The 20,059-nt window shown below is 66.7% G+C and carries 23 protein-coding genes and 4 tRNA genes; 13 read left to right on the forward strand and 14 right to left on the reverse strand.

Annotated features, from left to right (window positions below; all coding sequences use genetic code 11):
- Positions 1–28: 28 nt before the first annotated feature.
- Complete coding sequence (locus ACYQ8K_RS20020; RefSeq protein WP_459971692.1) at positions 29–1,120, reverse strand: permease; 1,092 nt, start codon at positions 1,118–1,120, stop codon at positions 29–31.
- Between the two features lie 120 nt (positions 1,121–1,240).
- Between ACYQ8K_RS20020 and ACYQ8K_RS20025 the strand changes: the two genes are divergently transcribed.
- On the forward strand, positions 1,241–2,050 hold the full coding sequence (locus ACYQ8K_RS20025) for an SGNH/GDSL hydrolase family protein (RefSeq protein ID WP_459971694.1): 810 nt from the start codon (positions 1,241–1,243) through the stop codon (positions 2,048–2,050).
- Between the two features lie 36 nt (positions 2,051–2,086).
- A complete protein-coding gene (locus tag ACYQ8K_RS20030) occupies positions 2,087–2,752 on the forward strand; it encodes a DedA family protein (RefSeq protein ID WP_459971696.1) in 666 nt (221 codons plus the stop codon).
- Here ACYQ8K_RS20030 and ACYQ8K_RS20035 read toward each other — a convergent pair whose 3' ends face one another.
- On the reverse strand, positions 2,753–3,373 hold the full coding sequence (locus ACYQ8K_RS20035; protein ID WP_459971698.1) for a TetR/AcrR family transcriptional regulator: 621 nt from the start codon (positions 3,371–3,373) through the stop codon (positions 2,753–2,755).
- 155 nt (positions 3,374–3,528) lie between these two features.
- On the opposite strand from ACYQ8K_RS20035, the gene ACYQ8K_RS20040 reads away from it, so the two are divergent.
- Entirely contained in the window at positions 3,529–3,966 is a 438-nt protein-coding gene (locus tag ACYQ8K_RS20040) for an anti-sigma factor antagonist (RefSeq protein WP_459971699.1), read from the forward strand.
- A gap of 23 nt (positions 3,967–3,989) precedes the next feature.
- Positions 3,990–5,075, forward strand: coding sequence for a glutamate--cysteine ligase 2 (locus ACYQ8K_RS20045; protein ID WP_459971700.1), 1,086 nt, complete (start codon positions 3,990–3,992; stop codon positions 5,073–5,075).
- Positions 5,076–5,091: 16 nt separating this feature from the next.
- On the opposite strand, the gene ACYQ8K_RS20050 is transcribed toward ACYQ8K_RS20045, so the two are convergent.
- The 3 genes from ACYQ8K_RS20050 to ACYQ8K_RS20060 all read right to left on the reverse strand — a co-directional run bounded on the left by ACYQ8K_RS20050 (position 5,092) and on the right by ACYQ8K_RS20060 (position 7,689).
- The gene (locus ACYQ8K_RS20050) at positions 5,092–5,862 is read right to left on the reverse strand and encodes a sulfite exporter TauE/SafE family protein (RefSeq protein ID WP_459971731.1); all 771 of its coding nucleotides are present in this window, start codon (positions 5,860–5,862) and stop codon (positions 5,092–5,094) included.
- 75 nt (positions 5,863–5,937) lie between these two features.
- Positions 5,938–6,879, reverse strand: a complete 942-nt coding sequence (locus ACYQ8K_RS20055; RefSeq protein WP_459971701.1) for a catalase family peroxidase — start codon at positions 6,877–6,879, stop codon at positions 5,938–5,940.
- 18 nt (positions 6,880–6,897) lie between these two features.
- Positions 6,898–7,689, reverse strand: a complete 792-nt coding sequence (locus ACYQ8K_RS20060; protein ID WP_459971703.1) for an SDR family NAD(P)-dependent oxidoreductase — start codon at positions 7,687–7,689, stop codon at positions 6,898–6,900.
- Between the two features lie 306 nt (positions 7,690–7,995).
- On the opposite strand from ACYQ8K_RS20060, the gene ACYQ8K_RS20065 reads away from it, so the two are divergent.
- The 3 genes from ACYQ8K_RS20065 to ACYQ8K_RS20075 all read left to right on the forward strand — a co-directional run bounded on the left by ACYQ8K_RS20065 (position 7,996) and on the right by ACYQ8K_RS20075 (position 10,988).
- Positions 7,996–8,541 carry a hypothetical protein gene (locus tag ACYQ8K_RS20065; protein WP_459971733.1) on the forward strand — a complete coding sequence of 182 codons (546 nt, stop codon included), beginning with the start codon at positions 7,996–7,998 and terminating at the stop codon, positions 8,539–8,541.
- Between the two features lie 93 nt (positions 8,542–8,634).
- Positions 8,635–10,194 carry a long-chain-fatty-acid--CoA ligase gene (locus ACYQ8K_RS20070; RefSeq protein WP_459971705.1) on the forward strand — a complete coding sequence of 520 codons (1,560 nt, stop codon included), beginning with the start codon at positions 8,635–8,637 and terminating at the stop codon, positions 10,192–10,194.
- Positions 10,195–10,202: 8 nt separating this feature from the next.
- Positions 10,203–10,988 carry an MBL fold metallo-hydrolase gene (locus ACYQ8K_RS20075; RefSeq protein ID WP_459971735.1) on the forward strand — a complete coding sequence of 262 codons (786 nt, stop codon included), beginning with the start codon at positions 10,203–10,205 and terminating at the stop codon, positions 10,986–10,988.
- Here the strand turns inward: ACYQ8K_RS20075 and ACYQ8K_RS20080 are convergent.
- From ACYQ8K_RS20080 to ACYQ8K_RS20095, 4 genes are all read right to left on the reverse strand, one after another.
- Positions 10,983–11,813, reverse strand: coding sequence for an enoyl-CoA hydratase/isomerase family protein (locus tag ACYQ8K_RS20080; protein ID WP_459971707.1), 831 nt, complete (start codon positions 11,811–11,813; stop codon positions 10,983–10,985). The genes ACYQ8K_RS20075 and ACYQ8K_RS20080 overlap by 6 nt on opposite strands.
- 95 nt (positions 11,814–11,908) lie before the next feature.
- Complete coding sequence (locus ACYQ8K_RS20085) at positions 11,909–12,355, reverse strand: hypothetical protein (protein ID WP_459971709.1); 447 nt, start codon at positions 12,353–12,355, stop codon at positions 11,909–11,911.
- A 348-nt stretch (positions 12,356–12,703) separates the two neighbouring features.
- The gene (locus ACYQ8K_RS20090) at positions 12,704–13,006 is read right to left on the reverse strand and encodes a CDGP domain-containing protein (RefSeq protein ID WP_459971710.1); all 303 of its coding nucleotides are present in this window, start codon (positions 13,004–13,006) and stop codon (positions 12,704–12,706) included.
- Positions 13,007–13,145: 139 nt separating this feature from the next.
- Positions 13,146–13,217: transfer RNA gene (locus ACYQ8K_RS20095), tRNA-Val, on the reverse strand.
- Positions 13,218–13,398: 181 nt separating this feature from the next.
- Between ACYQ8K_RS20095 and ACYQ8K_RS20100 the strand changes: the two genes are divergently transcribed.
- The 3 genes from ACYQ8K_RS20100 to ACYQ8K_RS20110 all read left to right on the forward strand — a co-directional run bounded on the left by ACYQ8K_RS20100 (position 13,399) and on the right by ACYQ8K_RS20110 (position 13,663).
- Positions 13,399–13,471: transfer RNA gene (locus ACYQ8K_RS20100), tRNA-Gly, on the forward strand.
- 28 nt (positions 13,472–13,499) lie between these two features.
- Positions 13,500–13,573 (forward strand) — tRNA-Cys (locus ACYQ8K_RS20105).
- A 15-nt stretch (positions 13,574–13,588) separates the two neighbouring features.
- Positions 13,589–13,663, forward strand: a tRNA-Val gene (locus ACYQ8K_RS20110).
- A 130-nt stretch (positions 13,664–13,793) separates the two neighbouring features.
- Here the strand turns inward: ACYQ8K_RS20110 and ACYQ8K_RS20115 are convergent.
- Positions 13,794–14,075 carry a hypothetical protein gene (locus ACYQ8K_RS20115; RefSeq protein WP_459971712.1) on the reverse strand — a complete coding sequence of 94 codons (282 nt, stop codon included), beginning with the start codon at positions 14,073–14,075 and terminating at the stop codon, positions 13,794–13,796.
- A gap of 666 nt (positions 14,076–14,741) precedes the next feature.
- On the opposite strand from ACYQ8K_RS20115, the gene ACYQ8K_RS20120 reads away from it, so the two are divergent.
- Entirely contained in the window at positions 14,742–15,083 is a 342-nt protein-coding gene (locus tag ACYQ8K_RS20120; RefSeq protein ID WP_459971713.1) for an excalibur calcium-binding domain-containing protein, read from the forward strand.
- 143 nt (positions 15,084–15,226) lie between these two features.
- Here the strand turns inward: ACYQ8K_RS20120 and ACYQ8K_RS20125 are convergent, their stop codons facing one another.
- Positions 15,227–15,799, reverse strand: a complete 573-nt coding sequence (locus tag ACYQ8K_RS20125; RefSeq protein WP_459971714.1) for a hypothetical protein — start codon at positions 15,797–15,799, stop codon at positions 15,227–15,229.
- Positions 15,780–17,711, reverse strand: coding sequence for a putative alpha/beta hydrolase (locus ACYQ8K_RS20130; protein WP_459971716.1), 1,932 nt, complete (start codon positions 17,709–17,711; stop codon positions 15,780–15,782). Before ACYQ8K_RS20130 ends, ACYQ8K_RS20125 begins: the two co-directional genes overlap by 20 nt.
- 237 nt (positions 17,712–17,948) lie before the next feature.
- Here ACYQ8K_RS20130 and ACYQ8K_RS20135 point away from each other — a divergent pair, with 237 nt between their 5' ends.
- Positions 17,949–18,233 (forward strand): hypothetical protein, encoded by a 285-nt coding sequence (locus tag ACYQ8K_RS20135; protein ID WP_459971717.1) that lies wholly within the window; start codon positions 17,949–17,951, stop codon positions 18,231–18,233.
- 57 nt (positions 18,234–18,290) lie between these two features.
- Here ACYQ8K_RS20135 and ACYQ8K_RS20140 read toward each other — a convergent pair whose 3' ends face one another.
- Both ACYQ8K_RS20140 and ACYQ8K_RS20145 read right to left on the reverse strand, forming a co-directional pair.
- Positions 18,291–18,590 carry a hypothetical protein gene (locus ACYQ8K_RS20140; protein ID WP_459971719.1) on the reverse strand — a complete coding sequence of 100 codons (300 nt, stop codon included), beginning with the start codon at positions 18,588–18,590 and terminating at the stop codon, positions 18,291–18,293.
- Between the two features lie 73 nt (positions 18,591–18,663).
- Positions 18,664–19,125, reverse strand: coding sequence for a universal stress protein (locus ACYQ8K_RS20145; protein WP_459971721.1), 462 nt, complete (start codon positions 19,123–19,125; stop codon positions 18,664–18,666).
- 711 nt (positions 19,126–19,836) lie between these two features.
- On the opposite strand from ACYQ8K_RS20145, the gene ACYQ8K_RS20150 reads away from it, so the two are divergent.
- Positions 19,837–20,059, forward strand: a 223-nt coding sequence (locus ACYQ8K_RS20150) for a hypothetical protein (RefSeq protein ID WP_459971723.1), incomplete at its 3' end; no start/stop codon positions are given.

Consider the following 20,059-nt stretch of genomic DNA (forward strand, 5'->3'; position numbering starts at 1 on the left):
CTCGCGGCGCCGCGAAAAATTGCCCCGGTTAGAGCAGGCTGAGCATGATCGCACCCACGAGTCCCGCGGCCATCACGACCGTGGCGCTGACCGCGACGGCCTTCCAGCCGAGGCCGCGGGCGACCATCGCCGCGCCCGGGATGCTGACGGCGGGAAGGGTGATCAACAGCGCACCGAGCATTCCCGACGACGCCCCCAGCAGCGCCAGCCCCTGCAGAACCGGGATTTCGCCGGCTGTCGGAATCACGAGGAGAGTGCCGACGATCGCGGCGAGCACGACCATAATGAGGCCCCGCAGCAGGTCGTGGTGCGCGGGCTGAGCGAGTGTGAGCAGCCAGCCACGACACGCACCGACCAGGAGAACCAGGATTGCGTACTCGGGCAATAAGAACACGCACAGGCCCAGCAGCGCTCGCACGAACCGGTCCGCCTTCCCCACGCGCCCACTCGCGTCGGGCGCGTCGATCGCCGCAGTCACCGGAAGCGGACCGCCATCCGCGCGAGAAACCAGCGCCACCGACGCCGCGACCCCGAGCACCGCGGCAAGACCGACAACCACTCTGGTCAGCGCCCACTGCCAGGGGGCGACGATCGACAGGAAGACGATCACCGCCGGATTCAGCAGCGGATTGCCCAGCCAGTACGCGACGGCCGCGGGAGAAGTGACGCCGTTGCGTCGCAACGTCACGGCGACGGGCGCGGCGCAGCACGTGCACATCATCGACGGCAGGCCCGCCACGCCGCCGGCCAGTCCGCTCGAGATCGGATGGCGGCGGTTCAAGGCTCGCGGCAGCCATGAGTGCGGCAACAACGCTTGCACCGACGCGCTGATCAGCAACGCCACCACCAGCGCCGGCCAAATCGATGTCCAGTACGCGTGGAAGAACGTCGCGGCGGCACGCCACGACGGGCTGTCGCCGGCGTGTACCGAACCCACGGTCAAAATGTTGCGGCCGGACCAGTGATGGGTGCGCCCTGCGCTCATGGCCTTGGTCATATAGGGCAGCCACTTGGCCCAGAGCAGTCCGGTCACGAACACCGCCGATGCGAACAGAACACCGAATGCGACATCCGCGCGTTGCAACGTCCCAATTGCCTTGACCGGCAATGGCTTCGCCATGGTCCATGACGCTAGACCAAAGCCGGCCCGAGGCGCGCCCTGGGTGGTCGGCAGCCGCAGCGAAACGACGCCGCGGTTCACATGGCTCGGAATCGATGGACAGCTATTATTCTCGGCATCGTGAGCGGGGCTATTCACGCTGGATACCGCCGTTACGTCGCCATCGGTGACAGCCAGACCGAAGGCTTGTGGGACGGCGACGACACCATCGGCCTGCTCGGATTCGCCGACCGTCTCGCGGTGATGGTCGACTCGCTCTATCCCGGCCTGCAGTACGCCAACCTCGCGATCCGCGGGAAGCGGATCGGCCACGTGCTCACCGAGCAGCTTCCGCAGGCGCTGGCGATGCGGCCCGACCTGATCACCGTCTGCGCCGGCATGAACGACGTCATCCAGCCCGGCCGCTCCTTCGCGCCCGCCCTGGCCGACCTCGAGCACATCTACACCGCGCTGGCCGATTCGGGCGCGACGATAGTGACGACGACCTTCCCGAACGTCGCCCAATTCCTGCCGCTGGGCCGGCTGGTGGCGGGGCGGCTGGCCCGGATCAACGCGGCCATCAGCGCGGCGGCCGAGCGCTACGGGTTCCGGCTGGTCGACCTGTACAACGCGCCGTCGATGCGCGAGTTGGACACCTGGGCCATCGATCGGGTGCACGCATCCACCAAGGGCCACATGCTGTTCGCCGCCGCAGCCGCCGAAGCCCTCGATTTGCCTGACAGCAACCATGATTGGGCGCGTGGCGGCCTCAACCCCACGCAGCGTTCCTTCGCGGCGGGCACGTTCGAGCAGTTGCGCTGGACGCAGGAAAGCTTCTTTCCGTGGATCTGGCGGCGGCTGCGCGGCCTATCGTCGTACGACGGCCGCGAACCCAAACGCCCGCGGCTGGAGGCGCTGGACACCCCGAGCGACTTCAAGCGCACACCTTGAGCCACGGATCCGCGGCCGGTCAGGCATCCTTGACGCATGAATCTGGAGCCCTTGCTGCACTCGATTCCGCCGCTCGCGGTCTACCTGGTGGTCGGCGGCGTGGTCGGGATCGAGAGCCTGGGCATTCCCCTGCCGGGTGAGATCGTGCTCGTCACCGCGTCGCTGATGTCGTCGCACCATGACCTGGCCGTCAATCCGGTCGGGGTCGGCGTCGCCGCGGTGCTCGGCGCGGTGATCGGCGATTCGATCGGCTACGCGATCGGCCGCCGGTTCGGCATGCCGCTTTTCGACCGGCTCGGCCGACGGTTCCCGAAACATTTCGGTCCCGGCCACATCGCGCTCGCCGAAAAGTTGTTCAACCGCTGGGGTGTTCGCGCCGTCTTCCTGGGCCGCTTCATCGCGCTGCTCCGCATCCTGGCCGGCCCGCTGGCGGGGGCGCTGAAGATGCACTACCCGCGGTTTCTGGCGGCCAACGTCTCGGGCGCCATCTGTTGGGCCGGCGGCACGACGGCGTTGGTGTACTTCGCCGGCATCGCCGCCGAGCGCTGGCTGGAACGCTTCTCCTGGATCGGCCTGGTGATCGCCGTGGTGGCCGGGGTCACCGCGGCAATCCTGTTGCGGGAACGCACATCCCGGATGATCGCGGAATTGGAGGCCGAGCATTACCGCAAGACCGGCGCGGGCGCGCCCGACACCGTCTGACTACACGGCCTCGCCGGTGTCCGCCACCAACGGCGGCCGGTGTTCGTCGATCAAAACGCGGGCCATCTTGCGGGCGCGCAGCGCAGCGTCCAGGTCCCCGACGGCGGCCAGAATGATCGCGCCCTTCATCAAAATGTGCCAGGACGAGGCGAAGTCCTCGACCTCGGTCAAGCCCGCCGCGACGGCGCGGCGTCGCACGATGTCGCGGACATGGTCGATGTGGGTGATGCACGCCCGACCGGCCGGGTGATCGGGTCCCACCTCGAGCAGCACATTGATGAACGAGCAACCCTCGTAGCGGTCGCTGAGCTGAAACCAGTCGTGCATGACGTCGAAGATCGCCAGCAACTGTTCCTCGGGGGTGTTGCCGCGCTGGCACGACTGCTCCTCGATCAAACCGCGGGTCCAGAGTTCCTCGCGGCGCTCCAGCACGGCCAGCACCAGGTCGTTCTTGGTTGCGAAATGGCGGTACAGCGTCGCCCTGGCGACACCGGCCCGTGCGATTACCTCGTCGGTGCCCACCGCGCGGATGCCACGCCGGCTGAACAGGTCATATGCGGCGGCCAGTACGCGTTCACGAGGCGATGCGGCGGTGGGGGCTCCGACGTCCGGAGTGGTCATACAGGACTTAACGTACTCTTAGGCCGCCGCCGGTAGACAGACCGCCCTGTCTCGTTATAGAAAAGAGATTCGCATCCGCGAACAGTCTGTCTTCAGACATTAGGACGGGCATCCATCGGGGCGCCTCAGGGCGCTTGTCGATCAGGGGGTCCACCATGAATTCCGCCATCATTGAAGCGATGCCCACCAGTCATCTGACGCTGAGCACCAAACTTGTCTACGAGCTGGGCGACCCGCACTCCACGCTGCGGGCGACCGCGGACCGCAGCGGCCCGTCGGTGGTGATCTACGCCGGGGGCGAGATCGACGCCTGCAACGAGGACACCTGGCGCCACCTGGTGCGCGAGTCGGCCAGCGGAGTCACCACGCCCGGCTTCTTCGTCGTCGACGTCACCGGGCTCGACTTCATGGGCTGCTGCGCCTTCGCGGTGCTGGCCGACGAGGCCAAGGGCTGCCGGGAACGCGACATCGACCTGCGACTGGTGAGCCGCGAGCCGATCGTCGAGCGCATCGTCGACGCGTGCGGACTGGGCAACGTGTTGCCGATCTACCCGACCGTCGACTCCGCGCTGTCGGCGGCCGCCCGCTGGTAGATCCTCGGGGCCGTAATCGGCTCATGGGCGACCATCCCACCGTTGGCGCCGAGGAAGAATTCCTCCTTGTCGACCCGCAGACCGGTGCGCCCGCCCCGCACAACGCTGCCGTGGCCGCCGAAGCCAAGCGGCGCGGCGTCGAGCTGCAGCTCGAATTGAGCAGTTGTCAGGTGGAAACCACCTCGAGCGTGGCTTCGACCAGCGCCGAGCTCAGCGAGGAGCTGAGCCGGCTGCGGCGCACCGCGGTGCAGGCCGCCGAGGCCGCCGGCGTTCAGCTGCTGGCCTGCGGGCTTCCGCCGACCACCCCGCACGAGTTCCCCGTCACCGACACCCCGCGCTACCGCAGGATCGGCGACGAGTTCGGAATGATCGCCCACGAACAAGGCATCTGCGGATGCCACGTGCACGTGCAGGTGCCCGATCGCGCCGCGGCCATCCACGTCAGCAATTGGTTGCGGCCGTGGCTGCCGTCTTTGCTTGCGCTGTCGGCGAATTCGCGGGTGTACCGCAACGCGGACAGCGGGTACGCCAGCTGGCGCAGCGTGCTGTGGCGGCGCTGGCCCGCCGCCGGGGCGCCGCCATTTTTCGCCTCACCCGACGAGTACGACGACGCGGTGCGCCGACTGGTCGACACCGGGGTGATCCTGGACAAGGACATGATCTATTGGGACGTACGCCCTTCCGCGGACTTCCCGACGGTCGAGGTTCGGGTGGCCGACGTGCCGGCCACCGTCGCCGAGACCGTGTTGCTCGCCACCCTGATCCGGGCGGCGGTGATGACCGCGCTCGACTCGCCCGATGACGCGAGGCGGCTGCCGCCCGGTGCGCTGCGCGCGGCGTACTGGAAGGCCGCCCACGACGGATTATCTGGCCGCACACTGGATTTGATCCACGGCCGCGGCGCGGTGCCGGCGGGTGAGCAATTGGGGGCGCTGGTGCGGCGGGTGCGCCCCGCGCTGGAATCGCTGGGCGAATACGACCGCGTCCGCCACGAGCTCGACCGTGTCATCTCCGACGGCAACGGGGCGATGCGTCAGCTGCGCGCGTGGCGTAAGCGCGGCGAGGTGATGGACGTCATCACCGAAGCCGCCGCTGCCACGCTGAGTTGAGGCGCGTCCCGACGGGTCAGGCCACCGCGAGCAGGCGATACAGACCGATCAAACCCACGACGACGATCACCGCGCGCAACGCATTGCCCGACAGCCGACGTCCGTACCGCGCCCCAAGCAGCCCCCCAACCAGTGAGCCCGCCGCGATCAGGCCGGCCGCCGGCCAACTGATCCGGTCGAATGCCACCGACGTATAGGCAACGGCGGCAACCACATTCACCACCAGCGCCAGCAGGTTCTTGGCCGCGTTCATGCGCTGCACCGACTCCGGCAACAGCGCCCCCATCAGGCCGACCAGCAGGATGCCTTGTGCCGCGGTGAAATAGCCGCCGTATACGCCGACGGCGAAGGTGCCGAACACCAGCGTCGCCATCCGGCGCGGGCTGACGTGCTCAGGTGAGCGTCCCGCCTGCTGGGCCCGCCGGGCCGTCCACGCCTGGATGCGCGGCCCGATCACCACCAGCACCAGCGCCAGCACCAACAGCACCGGCACGATCTCGGCGAAGACCTTCTCGGGCAGATGCAACAGCAGGTAGGCGCCCACCACCGCACCGGCCAGCGACGCCGGGAGCTGCCACCGCAGCCGATCCCACTGACCGCGCAGCTCGGCGCGATAGCCCCAGGTGCCCGACACACTCCCGGCGACCAGGCCCGTCGCGTTCGACATGGTGGCCGTCACCGGCGGATAGCCGAGCGCCACCAGGGTTGGGAAGGTGATCAGGGTGCCGGACCCGACCAGCGCGTTGATCGCACCGGCACCCAGCCCGGCCAGGCATATGAGGAACATCTGAAATGGCGACACCGAAGAAAAACCTTAGCCTGCCGCCGATTTCGGCGCGCGGCGACCGTCGCCCCGGACCGGTCAGGCGGGTGGAGCTTCGGCGCCGCGGTCCACGCCGGTGCGCAGCTTGACCGAGGCGGAGTACGCCAGTGTCCGGAAGTGCAGGACCGGATCGTCGGAGGGCTCAATGCCGTCGGTGACGCGCATCGGGTCGAACACCACGATGTCGCCGCCGTGCTCGCGTTCGGTGTCCAGGCCGGTGATCGTCAGCGTGCCGACGGTGACGATCTGCGTGCTCTGCCAGGCCGCCGACGGGTCCACCGTCGAATCGGTCGGCCCGGCGATCTGCACCCGGAAGTCGAACCGCACCGGTCCGTCGTCCAGCCGCTGCTTCAGTTCGTCGGTGAGGAAGTCCGGATCCTTGCCGCCGGCATCCGATCCCGACAGGTATTCCTCGGGTGCGGTCGGAACCAGGTGGTAGCGAACGAATCTGGCGCTGCCGTCGGCGGCGATCCAGCGGAACGCGTGCAGGCCGTGGTATTCGGTGGTGGCGTAGCTGGCCGGGACGCGGCTGGCCTCGCGCAGGAGGGGCAGCGCGCCGAGCAGCCCCGGATGGAAGAGCAGGTGTTTGGCCAGGCGCAGCGGTGTGGTGAGGCCGGGCCGCATCGCCTTGAGCAGATCGATGAAGCCGTCCGGCGTGCTGGAGACGAACAGGCGGGCGGTCTGCGTCGAGACATCGGTGGTGGAGCCGTCGGGCAGGGTGAACTTGACCGCCATTCCCCGCACACCGGACGCGCCGTCGCGCTGCTCGGGGTTGCCCGAGCCGTTCGAGAAGCGAATCAGCGCCGGAACGGTCGAGCCATCGAGATGCGGTGCGCGCGAAAGCATGAGCGCGTCGGGGGTCGCGGTGAACGTACCCCGATACAGGGTGCCTTTGGCGTGCAATGCGCGGCAGCCGGGCCGTGCTCCCCCGGCGCCCCGGATCGCCTCGATCGCCTGGTCAGGGGTAAGTCCACCGCTCATGGACGAATCCTAGTCGGCTCACCTGGGAAAGCCGAAGAGTTCGACGACACCGTGATCGCGACCGGCGGTGTAGCCGCCGTCGACGGCGAGGGCCTGGCCGCTGACGAACGAGGCGTCGGGAGACAGCAGGAAGGCGGCCATGGCCGCGATCTCTTCGGGCCGCCCCAGCCGCTGCAGGGCGTGCTCCTTGGTGATGGAGGATAGCGGGCCCTCCATCCCGGGGATGCTGAAGACGCTGTGCGCCATGGGCGTTTCGATGAACCCCGGGCAGATGACATTGGCCCGGATCCCGCTGGGCCCGTAGTCGAGCGCGATGTTCTTGGTGAGCAGCACGACGCCGCCCTTGGCCGCGTTGTACGAGCTGCCGCCCGCGGTGCCCTCGAGCCCCTCGACGCTGGCGACCGTCACGATCGAGCCCCGTTCGCCGTCGGCCCGTGGTTGTTCGATCATTCTGGCCAGGGCCGCCTTGGCCACCAGGAAGGTGCCGGTGAGGTTGATCCCGATCACGCGGTCCCATTCGGCGCGGTCGAGCAGGTGCACCGGGCCTCCGCCGGCGACACCGGCGGCGTGGAAGAGGCCGTCGAGGCGGCCCGGCACCGCGGCCAGCACCGCGTCGATCGCGGCCTCGTCGGTCACGTCGGCGGACACGAACCTGAACTGCGGGCCCAGGTCGTCGGGTGGGGCGGCCAGGTCGGCCCCGACCACGGTGCCGCCCTCGGCCAAGAGCCGCCGCGCGGTGGCCAGCCCGATCCCCGACGCGGCGCCGGTCACGACAAAGGTGCGGGAACGGGCACGCTCGGGGTTGACCATGTCGGATCCTTGTCTGGGGTCGTCGGGCCGGTCGGCTCAGTCATGGTGACACACCGCGACGCGGCCGGTTCGCGAATATCGGATTTGACGGCAAATTTGTTCTCGCCGTGGGCTTTACAATTCACCCGGCGACTCGATAGGCGGGCCGTATCAAGCCATGGCAACCCCATCTTGGACATTGCCGCCGCCGGCGGAGGACGATATGCCCACGGGCGAATTTCGCAGCCCCCGACGGCGATAGGAACAACGATGTCAGCAACCCAGCCCCAGACATCTTCCCTTCGGGCCGGATGGCGCGTCGGGGTGGTGAGCGCGGCCGCCGCGACCGTCGTGGTCGTCCTGACCTGCTCGGCCAACCGGGCCGAACGCACCGCCGCGATAACGCTGGCGTCCGACGACGCGATCGCCATCGCGCAGGGCGTCTCGATCACGCCCGCGCCCGGCTGGACGGTCGGACACCGCGGCCCCAACTGGGTGGCGCTGAACAACGCCGACACCAGCGCACAGCTGCGGATCACGGTCAAGCCCGCAGGCGGCACGGATGCCGCCGGGCTCCTGCAGGGCGACATCGACCAATTCACCAGCGGCGCCTCGGCCATCTTGACCGATGTGAACCGGCTGAATCCACCCGACAACGAGCCGCTGCCCGGCGCCAATTTTCAGCAGCAGGCCTCCGTCAACTACACCGCGACAGTGGTGCACCCGCAGGGCGCGATCCCGGTGATCGGCACCTTCACCGAGCTGCTGAACACGTCGAACGGCCGATCGGCGTTCATCGACTTCCGCCAGGACAGCAGCGCGACCACCCAGGCCGCCGCGGACGGCGGAATGATGATCGGGTCCATGGAGTGAGGCGCTAGCGACCTGCGCAGGCCAGGGTCGGAGTCGCGTGCGCGGGACCGACCGCGTATTAAAAACTGGAACACACCGAACGCGGAGGGGTCCATGCCAGCAGCCGACACGACGACCAGCACGGCGGAGACGCTCGCCGGCATCGTGGAACGACACGCACGGCAGCGCCCCGACGCGATCGCTATCCGCTTCGGCGAGAGCCAGTGGTCCTGGGCGGAGTGGAGCTCGCGGATTCGCCGCGCGGCCGGGGCGCTGCGCCACGCCGGTCTCGAGCGGGGCCAGTGCGTGGCCTTCCTGGACAAGAATCACCCCGCCTGCCTCGAAGTGCTCATCGCCGGCGCCTCCATCGGCGTGGTCACCACCGTGGTCAACTGGCGGGTGATCGGCGACGAACTCGTCCACGTGCTGGCCGACAGCGGCGCCCGCGTGCTGCTGGCCGGCCCCGAGCTGCGCGCCGCGGCGCAGGCAGCGGCCGAGCGGGCACCGGGCGTGGAACGCATCGTCGAGATCGGCGACGAGTACGAATCGCTGCTCGCCGCGGCGGCGCCGACGCAGCCCGACCCGGGTGTCGACGAGAATGAGACCGCGCTGGTGATCTACAGCTCCGGCACCACCGGCCGCCCCAAGGGCGTGCTGCTGAGCCAGCGCGCGCTGGTCAATCACGCGTCGAACCTGGCTCCGGCGTTTCCCTTCGCCGACGGCGACGCGAATCTGGTCGCCATGCCGTTGTTCCATGTCGGCGGAATCGGCTACGCCCTGTTCGGGATCCGTTCCGGGGCCCCGACATTCATGACCCGCGAGCCCGACGCCGCGGCGCTGATCGGCGCGGTGCGCGCGGGCGCCACCCACGCGTTCTTCGTCCCGCCGGTGATCGCGCGGTTTCTGGAGGCGGGTCAGGCGGCGACCGCCGCGCTCGCCGGGTTGCGCTACATCGTCTACGGCGCCGCACCGATGCCGCTGCCGTTACTGCACCGGGCGCTGGCCACGTGGCCCGACACGAAATTCGTGCAGGTGTACGGGCAGACGGAATTGTGCGGCGCGGTCACCGCGCTGTCCGACGACGATCACCGCGATGCGGCACGGCCCGAACTGCAGCTGGCGGCCGGAAGGGCGGTGCTGGGCTGCGAGATCCGCGTCGTCGACCCCGAGACCACAATTCCGTTGCCGCACGGTGTATCCGGCGAGGTGTGGGTGCGCAGCAACCAGAACATGACCGGCTACCTCAACCGCCCGGACGCGACGGCCGAGACGATCACCGCCGACGACTGGGTGCGCACCGGGGACATCGGGCGCCTGGACGCCGACGGCTACGTCTACATCGAAGACCGCATCAAGGACATGATCATCACCGGCGGCGAGAACGTGTACGGCCCTGAGGTGGAAAGCGTGCTCATCGAGCATCCCGCCATCGAGGACGCGGCCGTGATCGGGGTGCCCGACGACTTCTGGGGCGAATCCGTCAAGGCGATCGTGGTAACCGATGGCGAGGCCGACGCGAAAGACGTCATCGAGTTCTGCCGACAGCACCTGGCAGGCTTCAAATGCCCGCGCACCGTCGACTTCGTAGCCGAACTGCCCCGCAACGCCAGCGGAAAGATATTGAAAACTCAGCTCCGCGAACCGTTTTGGCGCGACCGGGCGCGCGGCATATGAGCACTCGCGTGGACGCGGCGCGCCGCGATTGCGCGATCAGCGTGCTGGGCGGCCCGACGACCGTGGTGGACATCGCGGGCCGCCGAATCGTGATGGACCCGACTTTCGATCCGCCGGGCGTGCACGACTACCTGACCAAGCTCACCGGCCCCGCGGTGAGCGCCGAAGCGCTCGGGACGGTGGATGCGGTGTTGGTCAGCCACGATCAGCACCCGGACAACTTCGACGACGACGGCCGCCGCATGGCGCTGGCCGCGCCGCTGCTGCTCACCCACCCCGGCGCGGCCGGCCGGTTGGGCCCGCCTGCGCTCGGGCTGGCGCCCTGGCAATCCCACGAACTCGACGGCGGGTCCGGATCGCTTACCGTGCAAGCGGTTCCAGCCGTGCACGGCCCGGCCGACGGACAGCGCGACGGCGGCGGGCACGTCAACTGCGAGGTGACGGGTTTCGTGCTGTCCGGGCCCGGGCTGCCGAGGGTGTATTTCAGCGGCGACAACGCCTCGATGGCCGCGGTCAAAGACGTCGCCGACCGGGTAGGTCGCGTCGACGTCGCCGTGCTGTTCGCCGGCGCGGCGAGCGTGCCCACCAAGGAGCGCGGGCGGCCGTTGACGCTGACCGCGGCGCGCGCGGCCGCCGCCGCCGAACTGCTGGGCGCCAGGGCGGTGATCCCGGCCCATGTCGACGGCTGGGCCCACTTCAGCGAGGGCGTCGATGAGTTCGTCGCGGCGTTCGATCAGGCCGGGATCACCGCCGTGCTGAAGCTCGCCCCGCACGGCGAGTGGATCGACTTATAGCCGTCCCTCGACGCGCAGTTGCGGGTGCACCCAGTCCGGTGAGCGGCGTTCCTTGAACGAGCGGAAGCCTTCGATGGCCTCGGCGTCGGACAGGCTGGCGGTCATGCCGATGCGATCATAGAGGCCCAGGTAGCTGTCGATGCTGGACTTGATGACGCCGCGGGCGCGCGGGGCGGTTCGACAGCATTGCGCGAGAACGTCTTTCGCCGCGTCCAGTAGACCCTCGTGCGGCACCACGCGGGTGACCAGGCCCCAGTCGAGGGCCTCGACCGCGGTGAGCACCCGTCCGGTGAACATCAGGTCGCGGGTGCGCACCGGCCCGATGAGCCGGGTGAGCATCTGGCTGTAGTAGGTGTCGGCATAGCCGCGAAAAAGCTCGGGCACCCGGAAGGTCGCCCGATCGCTCACCACCGACAGATCGCTGCACAGCGCGATCTGGAAACCGCCGCCCTGGCAGAGCCCGTTGACCGCGGACACGATCGGCTTGCCCGAGGTGCGCACCGCGTCGAACGGCGTCACGTCCATCCCCAGCGCCGAGCCGAAGGTGATCCAGTTGTCCTCGCCTCCCCCGCCGCCCATGTCGCCACCGGGGGCGAAGACGTCGCCGGTCCCGGTGAGCACCAGCCCGGCCAGGTCCTTGTCCTCGTTGAGACGCCCCACCGCATAACGGATCCCGAAGTACATCGCGGGGCTCAGGGCGTTACGCGCCTCCGGCCGGTCGATGGTGCAGACGGCGATCGGCCCCTGCCGCTCGAAGCGCAGGTAGGGCGTGCCCAGCCAATCGCCTTCGGGCGGACGGGGGCTGTTCTGCGGTGTCGGCGGCACGAGACTCCTCTCCAGGCGGCGTCGCCACGGATGCGCGCGCCGCAACGCCGCTACTGTAGCTCTTACGGTATCCGCGGTGGCCGGGTCCCTCGCCGTCAGTGCAGGATCTGCGCGAGCTTGCGCCATCGCCTATGACGATGCCAGAACATGGCCCGGACGAAGGCTCGGGTCAACAACCCGTGCAGACCGTCGTCGGTCTCGATCTCGTCGGTGTAGCGGCAGCTGCGGTCGTCGATGGGTTCGAACGTCAGGCGGTGATTCCAGGTGCGGACGGGTCCGCCATGCTCGTTGGTGTAGATCTCCGTCGGGTCGAGTCGCTTGATGGTGAGGTGATGCGTCCAGCCCGGGATCACGCCGAACCACCAGAGCCGCGCCGATCCCTGGGTGCCGACCTCGATGCGCTCGGGGACCTCGACGCGGTAGGCGCGCAGCACCGGGCTGAGGACGTGCTTCATCAGCTCGGGCTTGCGCGCCAGGGCGGAGGCCGTCTCGACCGGGATCGGCAGCTCCGTAGTTAGGGTTACCTTACTCATGCAGTTCATCGTGGCTTAGTGGACGCGATCCGGCAAGGGCACCGTCGTTCAGTGGGCGGTTCGCGGGGCCGTGGTCGGGTGTCGCGTTCCGATTCGTGACGCACCGCGTGTGAGGCTCCGGCCGGGATCGAACCAGCCGGAATGCGATTGCCCGATAGGGCGTCAGCTCGCACGATATCCACCCATGCGCAAGCTCATCGAGCATTTCCGCCCGATCTGTCTGCGGAGCTGTACCGGTCTTGTTACGCGTGCCTCTGAGATAACCGTCCGAGATTGGCCATGTCCACTGAAAGTGCATGCAGCCCAACCGAAATCCCATGCCTACTAAATCGGCATGGTCAGCAAAACCGACGAGCCTTAATCGTCGATGTGGAACTGTGGCTGTCCGGCAGGCGTCGGCGCCCACGGCTGCGACGGATCGACCCGGTAACAAGAATTGGTCGGCGGCATCCGCTTCCACACCCAGCCGCCCTGGTACACGATGAGGGACCTTTGGTGGCATCGGCGCCAGGTCCCGTCTGGCGCTACCGGGTCATCGCAATAGGTGTTTTCCTGATCGATCGCCAAGCACGCTGCAGAAGCCGGCGGTGCCGAAGCGATGCCGGCCCCCATCGCAGCTGCGGCGAGGACCGTGGTCAGCAGTCCCCTGCTGAATTTCATGACCAACGATAAGACGCGGCTGGTCGACACGCGACTTGAAGGCTGGCTAAGAGCGCAGCAGCCCCGCCAGCTGGAGAAGCTAGGCGACCGGGCTGCCGCACACGTATTGCACGGAGATCGGCAATACCGCTGCTACCTGTGGTCCCGGCTGGGATCGAACCAGCGACCTTCCGCGTGTGAAGCGGACGCTCTCCCACTGAGCCACGGGACCGGCGCCGAGATGGCGAACGACGTCGAAGACTAGCACGCGCCAGCCCCCGACAATACCGGCCGCGTCGTGTGGGACGTCATCGCGATAGCCTCGACACGGCTCGTACCAAGAAATTTGTATGTGCCCGCTCACGTGGACTATCGTCGTGCTTCGCACCGGGCGACGATCTCGTCCGAGGCGCGCGGATGTAGCGCAGTTGGTAGCGCATCACCTTGCCAAGGTGAGGGTCGCGGGTTCGAATCCCGTCATCCGCTCGAAGGTGCAAGTGGCGTGGACCCCAACGGTGGAGTGGCCGAGTGGTGAGGCAACGGCCTGCAAAGCCGTGCACACGGGTTCGATTCCCGTCTCCACCTCCAGCTTTTGGTTTCCCGGCGCGATTAGCTCAGCGGGAGAGCGCTTCCCTGACACGGAAGAGGTCACTGGTTCAATCCCAGTATCGCGCACCAGAGTTCCAGCAGTTCAGGGGCGGTTTTTGAATCAATACACGAATTTCGTGGACTCCCCGTGGACTCTCGCTCAGCGGTTTTGGCGATTTCCAGCAGCACGTCGGCGCGGAGGGCTTCGCCCAGCGGGCGATCAGCCAGGCGGCAGCTTCCAGCAGTCCTTATTGGTGGCCCCGTTGATCATCATCGGCACCATCGAGGGATATTGAAGCGTGCCCCCTGGGAACGGCGGCGACATGATGAAGTTCGCAACGTAGTTGCCGTCCTGCTCGGCCGGCGGCACATGGCACTTCGGGCGCGCGTCTGCCGGTTCACAATCACCGCGCCCGTCGATGCCGTGCGCAACAAACACCCCGCCGACGTCCGCACAGGTCAAATTCGTCGGGTCTGCGCTGGCACCCGGTGCACTGCCCACGGCAGTCGTGGTGGCTACCCCGGGCAAGTAACCCCCGAAGCCTGCGGCTAGCTGCCTTATTCCCAAGCGTGCGGGACGATGCCGCGCTCCGTGTCGTCAGGGCAGTCGAAACCCGTCTCACGAAACTGGTCTCTTGACCGCTTGTTATTGCGCCGTCCTCGCTGACCCCGGTGGCTGCCTTGGAGCCCCTGGGGAACCTGTCCTTGATCTGCCGCTGTATCGCTGCAGCCAAGTCATCTGCCATGACGGAGACCGTAGCGTTGCCCCGGCTCGGAAATGCGCGATTTCGTTAGATACACACTATTAGGCATTGGGCATTGGGCATAAGTTGTATATTGCCTAATCCTCTTGTGCTGCATTGCTTTTCACCGGCCGCATGGATACAGCTCTGTACACACCCAACTCCCCGCACGACGACGGCGGCAGTCACGAGAGCTTTAGGGCAGCTCGCCACAAAGTAAAGGCCTGCGATGATGCTGCGGCAACGCCGGGGGCACTGAAGTTCGTCGAGCAGCCCGACGGCACCTGGCTACGCCGGCCACAGCGGCCATGACCGGCAAACCAGCCGAGTACCAACGCGAGCCCCAGCGGGCGCGAAATTAAGAGGTTCCTGCGAAGTCAACGCAAAACGCCGCGGCGGTGAGGGCGGCGAAGTGACGATGCGGTGTGCCCAGCCCCCGTCAGCTCCTTCGGCGACTGACCCTGAGCGAGGCGGCGCGCGGCAGACTGGCGCACATCGTCGCCGGGTTGTTGATCGCGGTCACCGTGGTGTGTGTGGTGATCGTAATTGTCGAGCTGGCGAAGCAAGCTCCGTCGACCCCGCGGACCACCTACCCGACCACGCGGTTCTCGACCACCGCTCCGAGCCAGCCAGGGGTCTACTACAAGAACTGCGCCGAGGCGCACGCCGACGGCCGCTGGAACATTCCCGCCGATGACCCGGCCTACCGACCTGCGCTGGACAAAGACCACAACGGGATCGCCTGCGAGTCCCGCAAGCCGGGATGAGCTACGCCTTCGTGGATTGAACGCTAACGCCGGACGGAGGCTGCGGCATGTGAAGCCACGCAAAGGTCGCGAGCAAGTCGAGCAGTATGCCGCAGATGAGGATCGCCGGCCCGCGAACGCGCGTGCTGTATACAAACGGGACTCTATGGCGCGACCAACTGGTCGTTGATGTTGCTCCATTGGCCTTCGCCCTTGTGGTTGCCCATGTTTCGGCATTGGCCATCGAGGATGATCTGCCCGTAACTGTGGTCGGACGGCATGAAACTGATGCTGGCGGCTACGCCATCTTTGTTGAGCGATGCGCCGTGGTAGTGCTGCCCGGATGGCGCCCCGTCGTTCCAGCCGTGCGCGACCATCGCTGCCCGTACTTGCTGGAAATACGCGTCGGGGTCCCCATGGATTAGGAAGCTCAGTGTGACGGTGCCCTGAAATGGAGGGTCGCCTTGGTCATTGCAGGAGGCGAACGAGAACGCCCCGCTGACTCCCTCCAACTTGGCGGCGGTGACGATTTGTTTGGCCGGCTCGATCACCTGAGCCTTCGTCTGATCGTCGCTCATGGGGTGGGCTGTGTCTTCATACGGGTTAGTCGATCCGGCGGCGTGTGGTTTGTGTAGCACTGGTGCGCATCCTCCTAACAACATGGCGACGACCATTAGCGAAGTGAGCAGTACTTGGCGCGACGGCACGCGTTGTTCCTTAATGGTGATGTTGGGCATCGAAAATATGGTTGTCGGTGACAGATCCTGGCGACCGCTCCCACTCGGGGTCAACGACGGCCGGCGTGTGTGGACCGATGGTGACCGGCGGTAGCCCCGGAATCCTGACTTGCACGCCGCCTAGCGAATGGCGGTGTTCGGCGGTCATGCCGTCGGCTTGTAACCGGTCGCCGTGGCCGGAGACGATGTCGGCCATGCCGTACAAGGCCTCGCTGCCGCGATGGTAGTAGTAGGAGTGGTCGTGCGGGTTGATGCCATCGGAGCCAGGCACTTCGGCGCGGAATCGGACCGATCCAAACCCGTCGACGGCAGGGTCTCCCCCAAGGCTGGGGTTGTTTCCGAAGAAGTTGGGACCGAATATTTGCTTGCTCGCGCCGTCCAGGTGACCGAGCATGCCGACCGGATCGGTAGAGGCGTCTCCCACGAACACGTGTCCGCCATCCAGGTGAAAACTAGCGGCGCTGGTTGCACGGTCGGTTCCCGGACAGCCCAGCAGCACAGCGTCATTGGCGTGCATGTTGTGCATGGCAAAAGCGTCCGCCACGGTGGTCGAACCATAGGAGTGGCCCAGCACGGTGACATGCTGGCCTGCCCCGAGGTGTGTCGACCAAAGGCCGTTGACGTCCTGCGCCAGCGCCGCACTGCCTGTGCGGGCCAGTTCGGGGGTGGAGATGCGCACCACGTCGTCGAATCCGTTGGGGGCGTCGTAGCCCATCCACGCGATGACCGCCGTCGGGTTATGGGGGTCGGCGGCGTTGGCCTGTTCGAACAGATTGATCGCGTCGTTGTGGCCGTCGTGTAACCAGCCCCCTTTGACGCTGCTGCTGGTGCCCGGCACGATCACTGCGGTGTTCTTCGCGGTGTCCGGGTTTCCGATCGCGATTGCGGCACGGCCCTTGCCGTTGAATGCCGTTGGGTCATAAGCGAATAGGTAGACCGGGTTCGGGTGCAGCGGGTCTCCTGCGTCGTGGTCGAGGCCCAGCTTGGTCTCGTTGGCATTCTGGTAGCGGGTGACGTCCGTGGCCGACAGACCGAATTTCGCGGGGTCGCGAAGCACGTCGTCCACCGAGACACCGTTGCGGCTGGCGATACCGCGTACACGGTCGAGGTCTTGGTTCATCACCGTGAGATTGGCGTCATTGCGGGCCAGAATGGGGACGCCGTTGAGGTTGCCGATCTGGTCGGGATGCTCGGCCATGAATCGCTGTCGCTGCTGTGGGGTCAGTGACGTCCACCAGCGATTTACATCATCGGGATTTGCGCTCGGCGGGGGGATCTGATTGTCCGCGTCGACCGGCTGCAGAATGCTCGGGTCGTAGCCGTCAGTGCGCAGATTGCCCAGACAGTTCTGCAGCGTGGCCGAGTAGCCGTCACGGATTGACTGCAGATCGTGAAGAGCATCCCTGGTGTCGTCGGCGGCATCGGCTTTGGCGTCATCAATCAACTTCTCAAGAAAGGCCCGCTCCTTTTCGTTGGGGCGGCCATGCTGCAGATCGTTCTCGGCCGCGTCGATGATGTTGTCGATCCCCTGCAGCTCGTGTTCCAACGTGGAGATTCGACGTGCCCCGGCTCTTTGCGCCTCAGCCAAGGCGGCGGCGATGTTCTCCAAGTCGGCGCCGATTTTGGGTAACTGCTCGGACTGCGCACCAAGCGATTTGATGACTCGCTGCACTTCAGCGGAGTCGTTGATCGGGTGGTCGCCGTTCTGGTGGTTCCAGGCCGCGTCGAACCGCCGCCGGGCTTGCTCAAACGTGTGGTCCGCCTCGGCGGTGTGTCGGCCCGCACCATGGAAGGCCTCGCCCAAGCTCGAAATCTGCGCCGGACTCCCGGCCTGCAAGCTCTGGTTGATCGCCCAGGGATCACCACCGGCCTTGGCGATCAGCTCGGCAACGTTAAGCCATTTCAGCTGCATTGCACCGCCTGCAAAACCGCACCTGTTCTTCTGGAGCAGCTACGACCCTACCCCGCTGGCACGACGGCACGTGGTACGACGTCACGAATCAGTTGACAGGGCGATGAACTCTCCAACGACTCCGTGGCCTCCCATAACGAGGGACGATCTGAAGAAGCCGCCAGTCGAGCCGGATTCGAACAAGTGAAGTAGTCGACTACTCGTGCCCGCGACCGGGATCGCGGAAACGATCTAGCCATGAAATCCAACCTTGCACCGCCGACCGGGGCGACCATGGTCGACGAATGGGACAACGTCGAGGCAGCGTTCAGGGTGTTCGACGGCCCGGAATGGAGCATCAATCACGCCGGCCACGGGCCACAGACCGACATCGTGGTGTCCGTCATCGGGCGGCAATACGTCGACGGGCACGCCGAGTGCCAGGTCGTCATCGACTGTCCCGATACCCCGATCATCGCGCCGGCCGAAGCCCGGAAGCTAGCCCAGGCGTTGATCGCCGCGGCGGACGCCGCTCACGGATGACGTTGTGCACCACGCCCGGCCGACATACGAGGGGCTCGACCGGTCGCTTGGATGCTGCTACGGGTGTTCTTCAATCACGCACTGAACGATGCCCTTGGCGAAGGGCGGGTCGAATCCCATCCCGGATACCCGCTGAGCCTCGGCGGCGGGGGAAACTCCAGAATCGAGATCCTGCTCGATGACGCCGACCAGCTGCAGGTTTTGCGGGTCATGTCCCGCCACAGATTCCGTCATCTTTCCCACGCAGCGGCGGTAACCACTGAAGTCGGCGTGAGCGGACGCGATCATCAGCGTCGCCGGGGCGCTGAACACGACGGCGATGGCAATGCCGCTCGCAGCGGCGGAAGTGAGACGCACGTCACATGATTACCCAGCCGTAACGATTGATAATCAGCAAACATTTGCTGACCCACCGGATTCTCGACGGGGCTCAGGCGTCCGTCGTGTGGACGATCAGCACGTCGGTCTTGGCCCTGCGGGATACCGCGGAGGGAACCGATCCCAGCAGTCGGCCTGCGACGCTGTTGAGTCCGACGTTGCCGACGACCAGGAGGTCGGCATCGGCCTCCTCCGCAAGCTGCACCAGCACGTTGATGGGGGCGCCGACGATCGACTTCTCCTCGACGTTCTTGGCCCCGACTTGGTGCGCCCGTTCCCTCGCGTCCCGCAAGATCGCGTAGTAGGGGGCCTCGCCCACCGTCCGGTAGTCCTGACCGTGGTCGCTGCCCGGCGGAATCGCGTAACGGCCGCGTTCCTCGGGGACGGGGAGGTGCGCCGTCGCAACGATCAATTTCGCGCCGTGATCCGCGGCGATCGCGGCGGCGCGCTCCACCGCGCGCAGCGAGGAGTCCGAGCCATCTGTGCCGACCACGACCGTCTGATAGGCGCTCATTTCTCATGCAGTGTAAGGCCGCCGGCGGCTCCTGAGAGGAAAAATCGGTGTGGAATCGTCCCCCTGGCCCGGGTGCCGGGCGGGGCGTTACGCACGTTCGACAGCCCCGTGCACGATGGCGATCCAAATTCGTGGTTGTCAAAGAAGGCGAACGCGCAATAATGCCAGGATGCGTCTTATCTACGCCGCTGCGGCGGTCGGCATCGCCATTGCTGTGCCGATGGGTTCGCCGCCGGCTCACGCTGAAACGGGCGCCGTTGGTTATGCCCAGTGCGTCGGGGGCGGTGCCACGCCCCCACCACCGGGAGTAAGCGCCGAGAATTGGTTTCCGAGCGTTCATGTGATCGATAACGACATCGGTTCCGCTATCCCCGCGGACCAAGTAGTTCAGAGATTGATCGTTATGGGAGTCAAGCCGGAGGACGCCGCCACCCGCGTGCGGTGTTATCTGGAAAACTTGCCGCACTAGCGCAAACCTTCGGCGCAACCGTCCTGAAGCCCTTTCTGAAATACGTTGTGCTCCAAGTTCTTTAGTCGCAGCATGCCTGCCGAATGGCGGTGTGGCCGACTCGGCTTCCGGCCCGCCGGCCGGGCGGTCGACGTTGGCCCGTTGCGCCAATTCGGCAAGTTAAGCCGGCCATTTTCCAAACCGTCCATCTGTGTCCTGAGCTGCGGTTACGATCTGGCCAAGCGCTACAGATTCGAGGGCATATGCATCGCACCCGACGCCTTGTCATCACCATGATCACCACCATCGCGATGATGATCGCGGCGGGCACTTTCGCCTACGCGCCGCTCGCATCGGCCGATCCGATCTGCGGTACGCCGGGAACGCCGCCATGCGCGGGTCCGAGCCCGTTAACCCCCGAGCAGCAATGCGCGTTCATCGCGTGGCGCTCGATGATGCCGTGCAACTGGCTCGGAGTGCAGGTGC

This window comes from Mycobacterium sp. MUNTM1, assembly GCF_054660795.1.

Bases quoted from the DNA above. Each gene is read 5' to 3' on its own strand.
- ACYQ8K_RS20135 (WP_459971717.1), top strand. From the start codon at position 17,949: ATGAAATCCAACCTTGCACCGCCGACCGGGGCGACCATGGTCGACGAA.
- ACYQ8K_RS20020 (WP_459971692.1), bottom strand. From the start codon at position 1,120: ATGGCGAAGCCATTGCCGGTCAAGGCAATTGGGACGTTGCAACGCGCG.
- ACYQ8K_RS20045 (WP_459971700.1), top strand. From the start codon at position 3,990: ATGGGCGACCATCCCACCGTTGGCGCCGAGGAAGAATTCCTCCTTGTC.
- ACYQ8K_RS20060 (WP_459971703.1), bottom strand. From the start codon at position 7,689: ATGGTCAACCCCGAGCGTGCCCGTTCCCGCACCTTTGTCGTGACCGGC.
- ACYQ8K_RS20130 (WP_459971716.1), bottom strand. From the start codon at position 17,711: ATGCAGCTGAAATGGCTTAACGTTGCCGAGCTGATCGCCAAGGCCGGT.
- ACYQ8K_RS20070 (WP_459971705.1), top strand. From the start codon at position 8,635: ATGCCAGCAGCCGACACGACGACCAGCACGGCGGAGACGCTCGCCGGC.
- ACYQ8K_RS20125 (WP_459971714.1), bottom strand. From the start codon at position 15,799: ATGCCCAACATCACCATTAAGGAACAACGCGTGCCGTCGCGCCAAGTA.
- ACYQ8K_RS20090 (WP_459971710.1), bottom strand. From the start codon at position 13,006: ATGAAATTCAGCAGGGGACTGCTGACCACGGTCCTCGCCGCAGCTGCG.
- ACYQ8K_RS20145 (WP_459971721.1), bottom strand. From the start codon at position 19,125: ATGAGCGCCTATCAGACGGTCGTGGTCGGCACAGATGGCTCGGACTCC.
- ACYQ8K_RS20050 (WP_459971731.1), bottom strand. From the start codon at position 5,862: ATGTTCCTCATATGCCTGGCCGGGCTGGGTGCCGGTGCGATCAACGCG.
- ACYQ8K_RS20085 (WP_459971709.1), bottom strand. From the start codon at position 12,355: ATGAACTGCATGAGTAAGGTAACCCTAACTACGGAGCTGCCGATCCCG.
- ACYQ8K_RS20040 (WP_459971699.1), top strand. From the start codon at position 3,529: ATGAATTCCGCCATCATTGAAGCGATGCCCACCAGTCATCTGACGCTG.
- ACYQ8K_RS20055 (WP_459971701.1), bottom strand. From the start codon at position 6,879: ATGAGCGGTGGACTTACCCCTGACCAGGCGATCGAGGCGATCCGGGGC.
- ACYQ8K_RS20035 (WP_459971698.1), bottom strand. From the start codon at position 3,373: ATGACCACTCCGGACGTCGGAGCCCCCACCGCCGCATCGCCTCGTGAA.
- ACYQ8K_RS20030 (WP_459971696.1), top strand. From the start codon at position 2,087: ATGAATCTGGAGCCCTTGCTGCACTCGATTCCGCCGCTCGCGGTCTAC.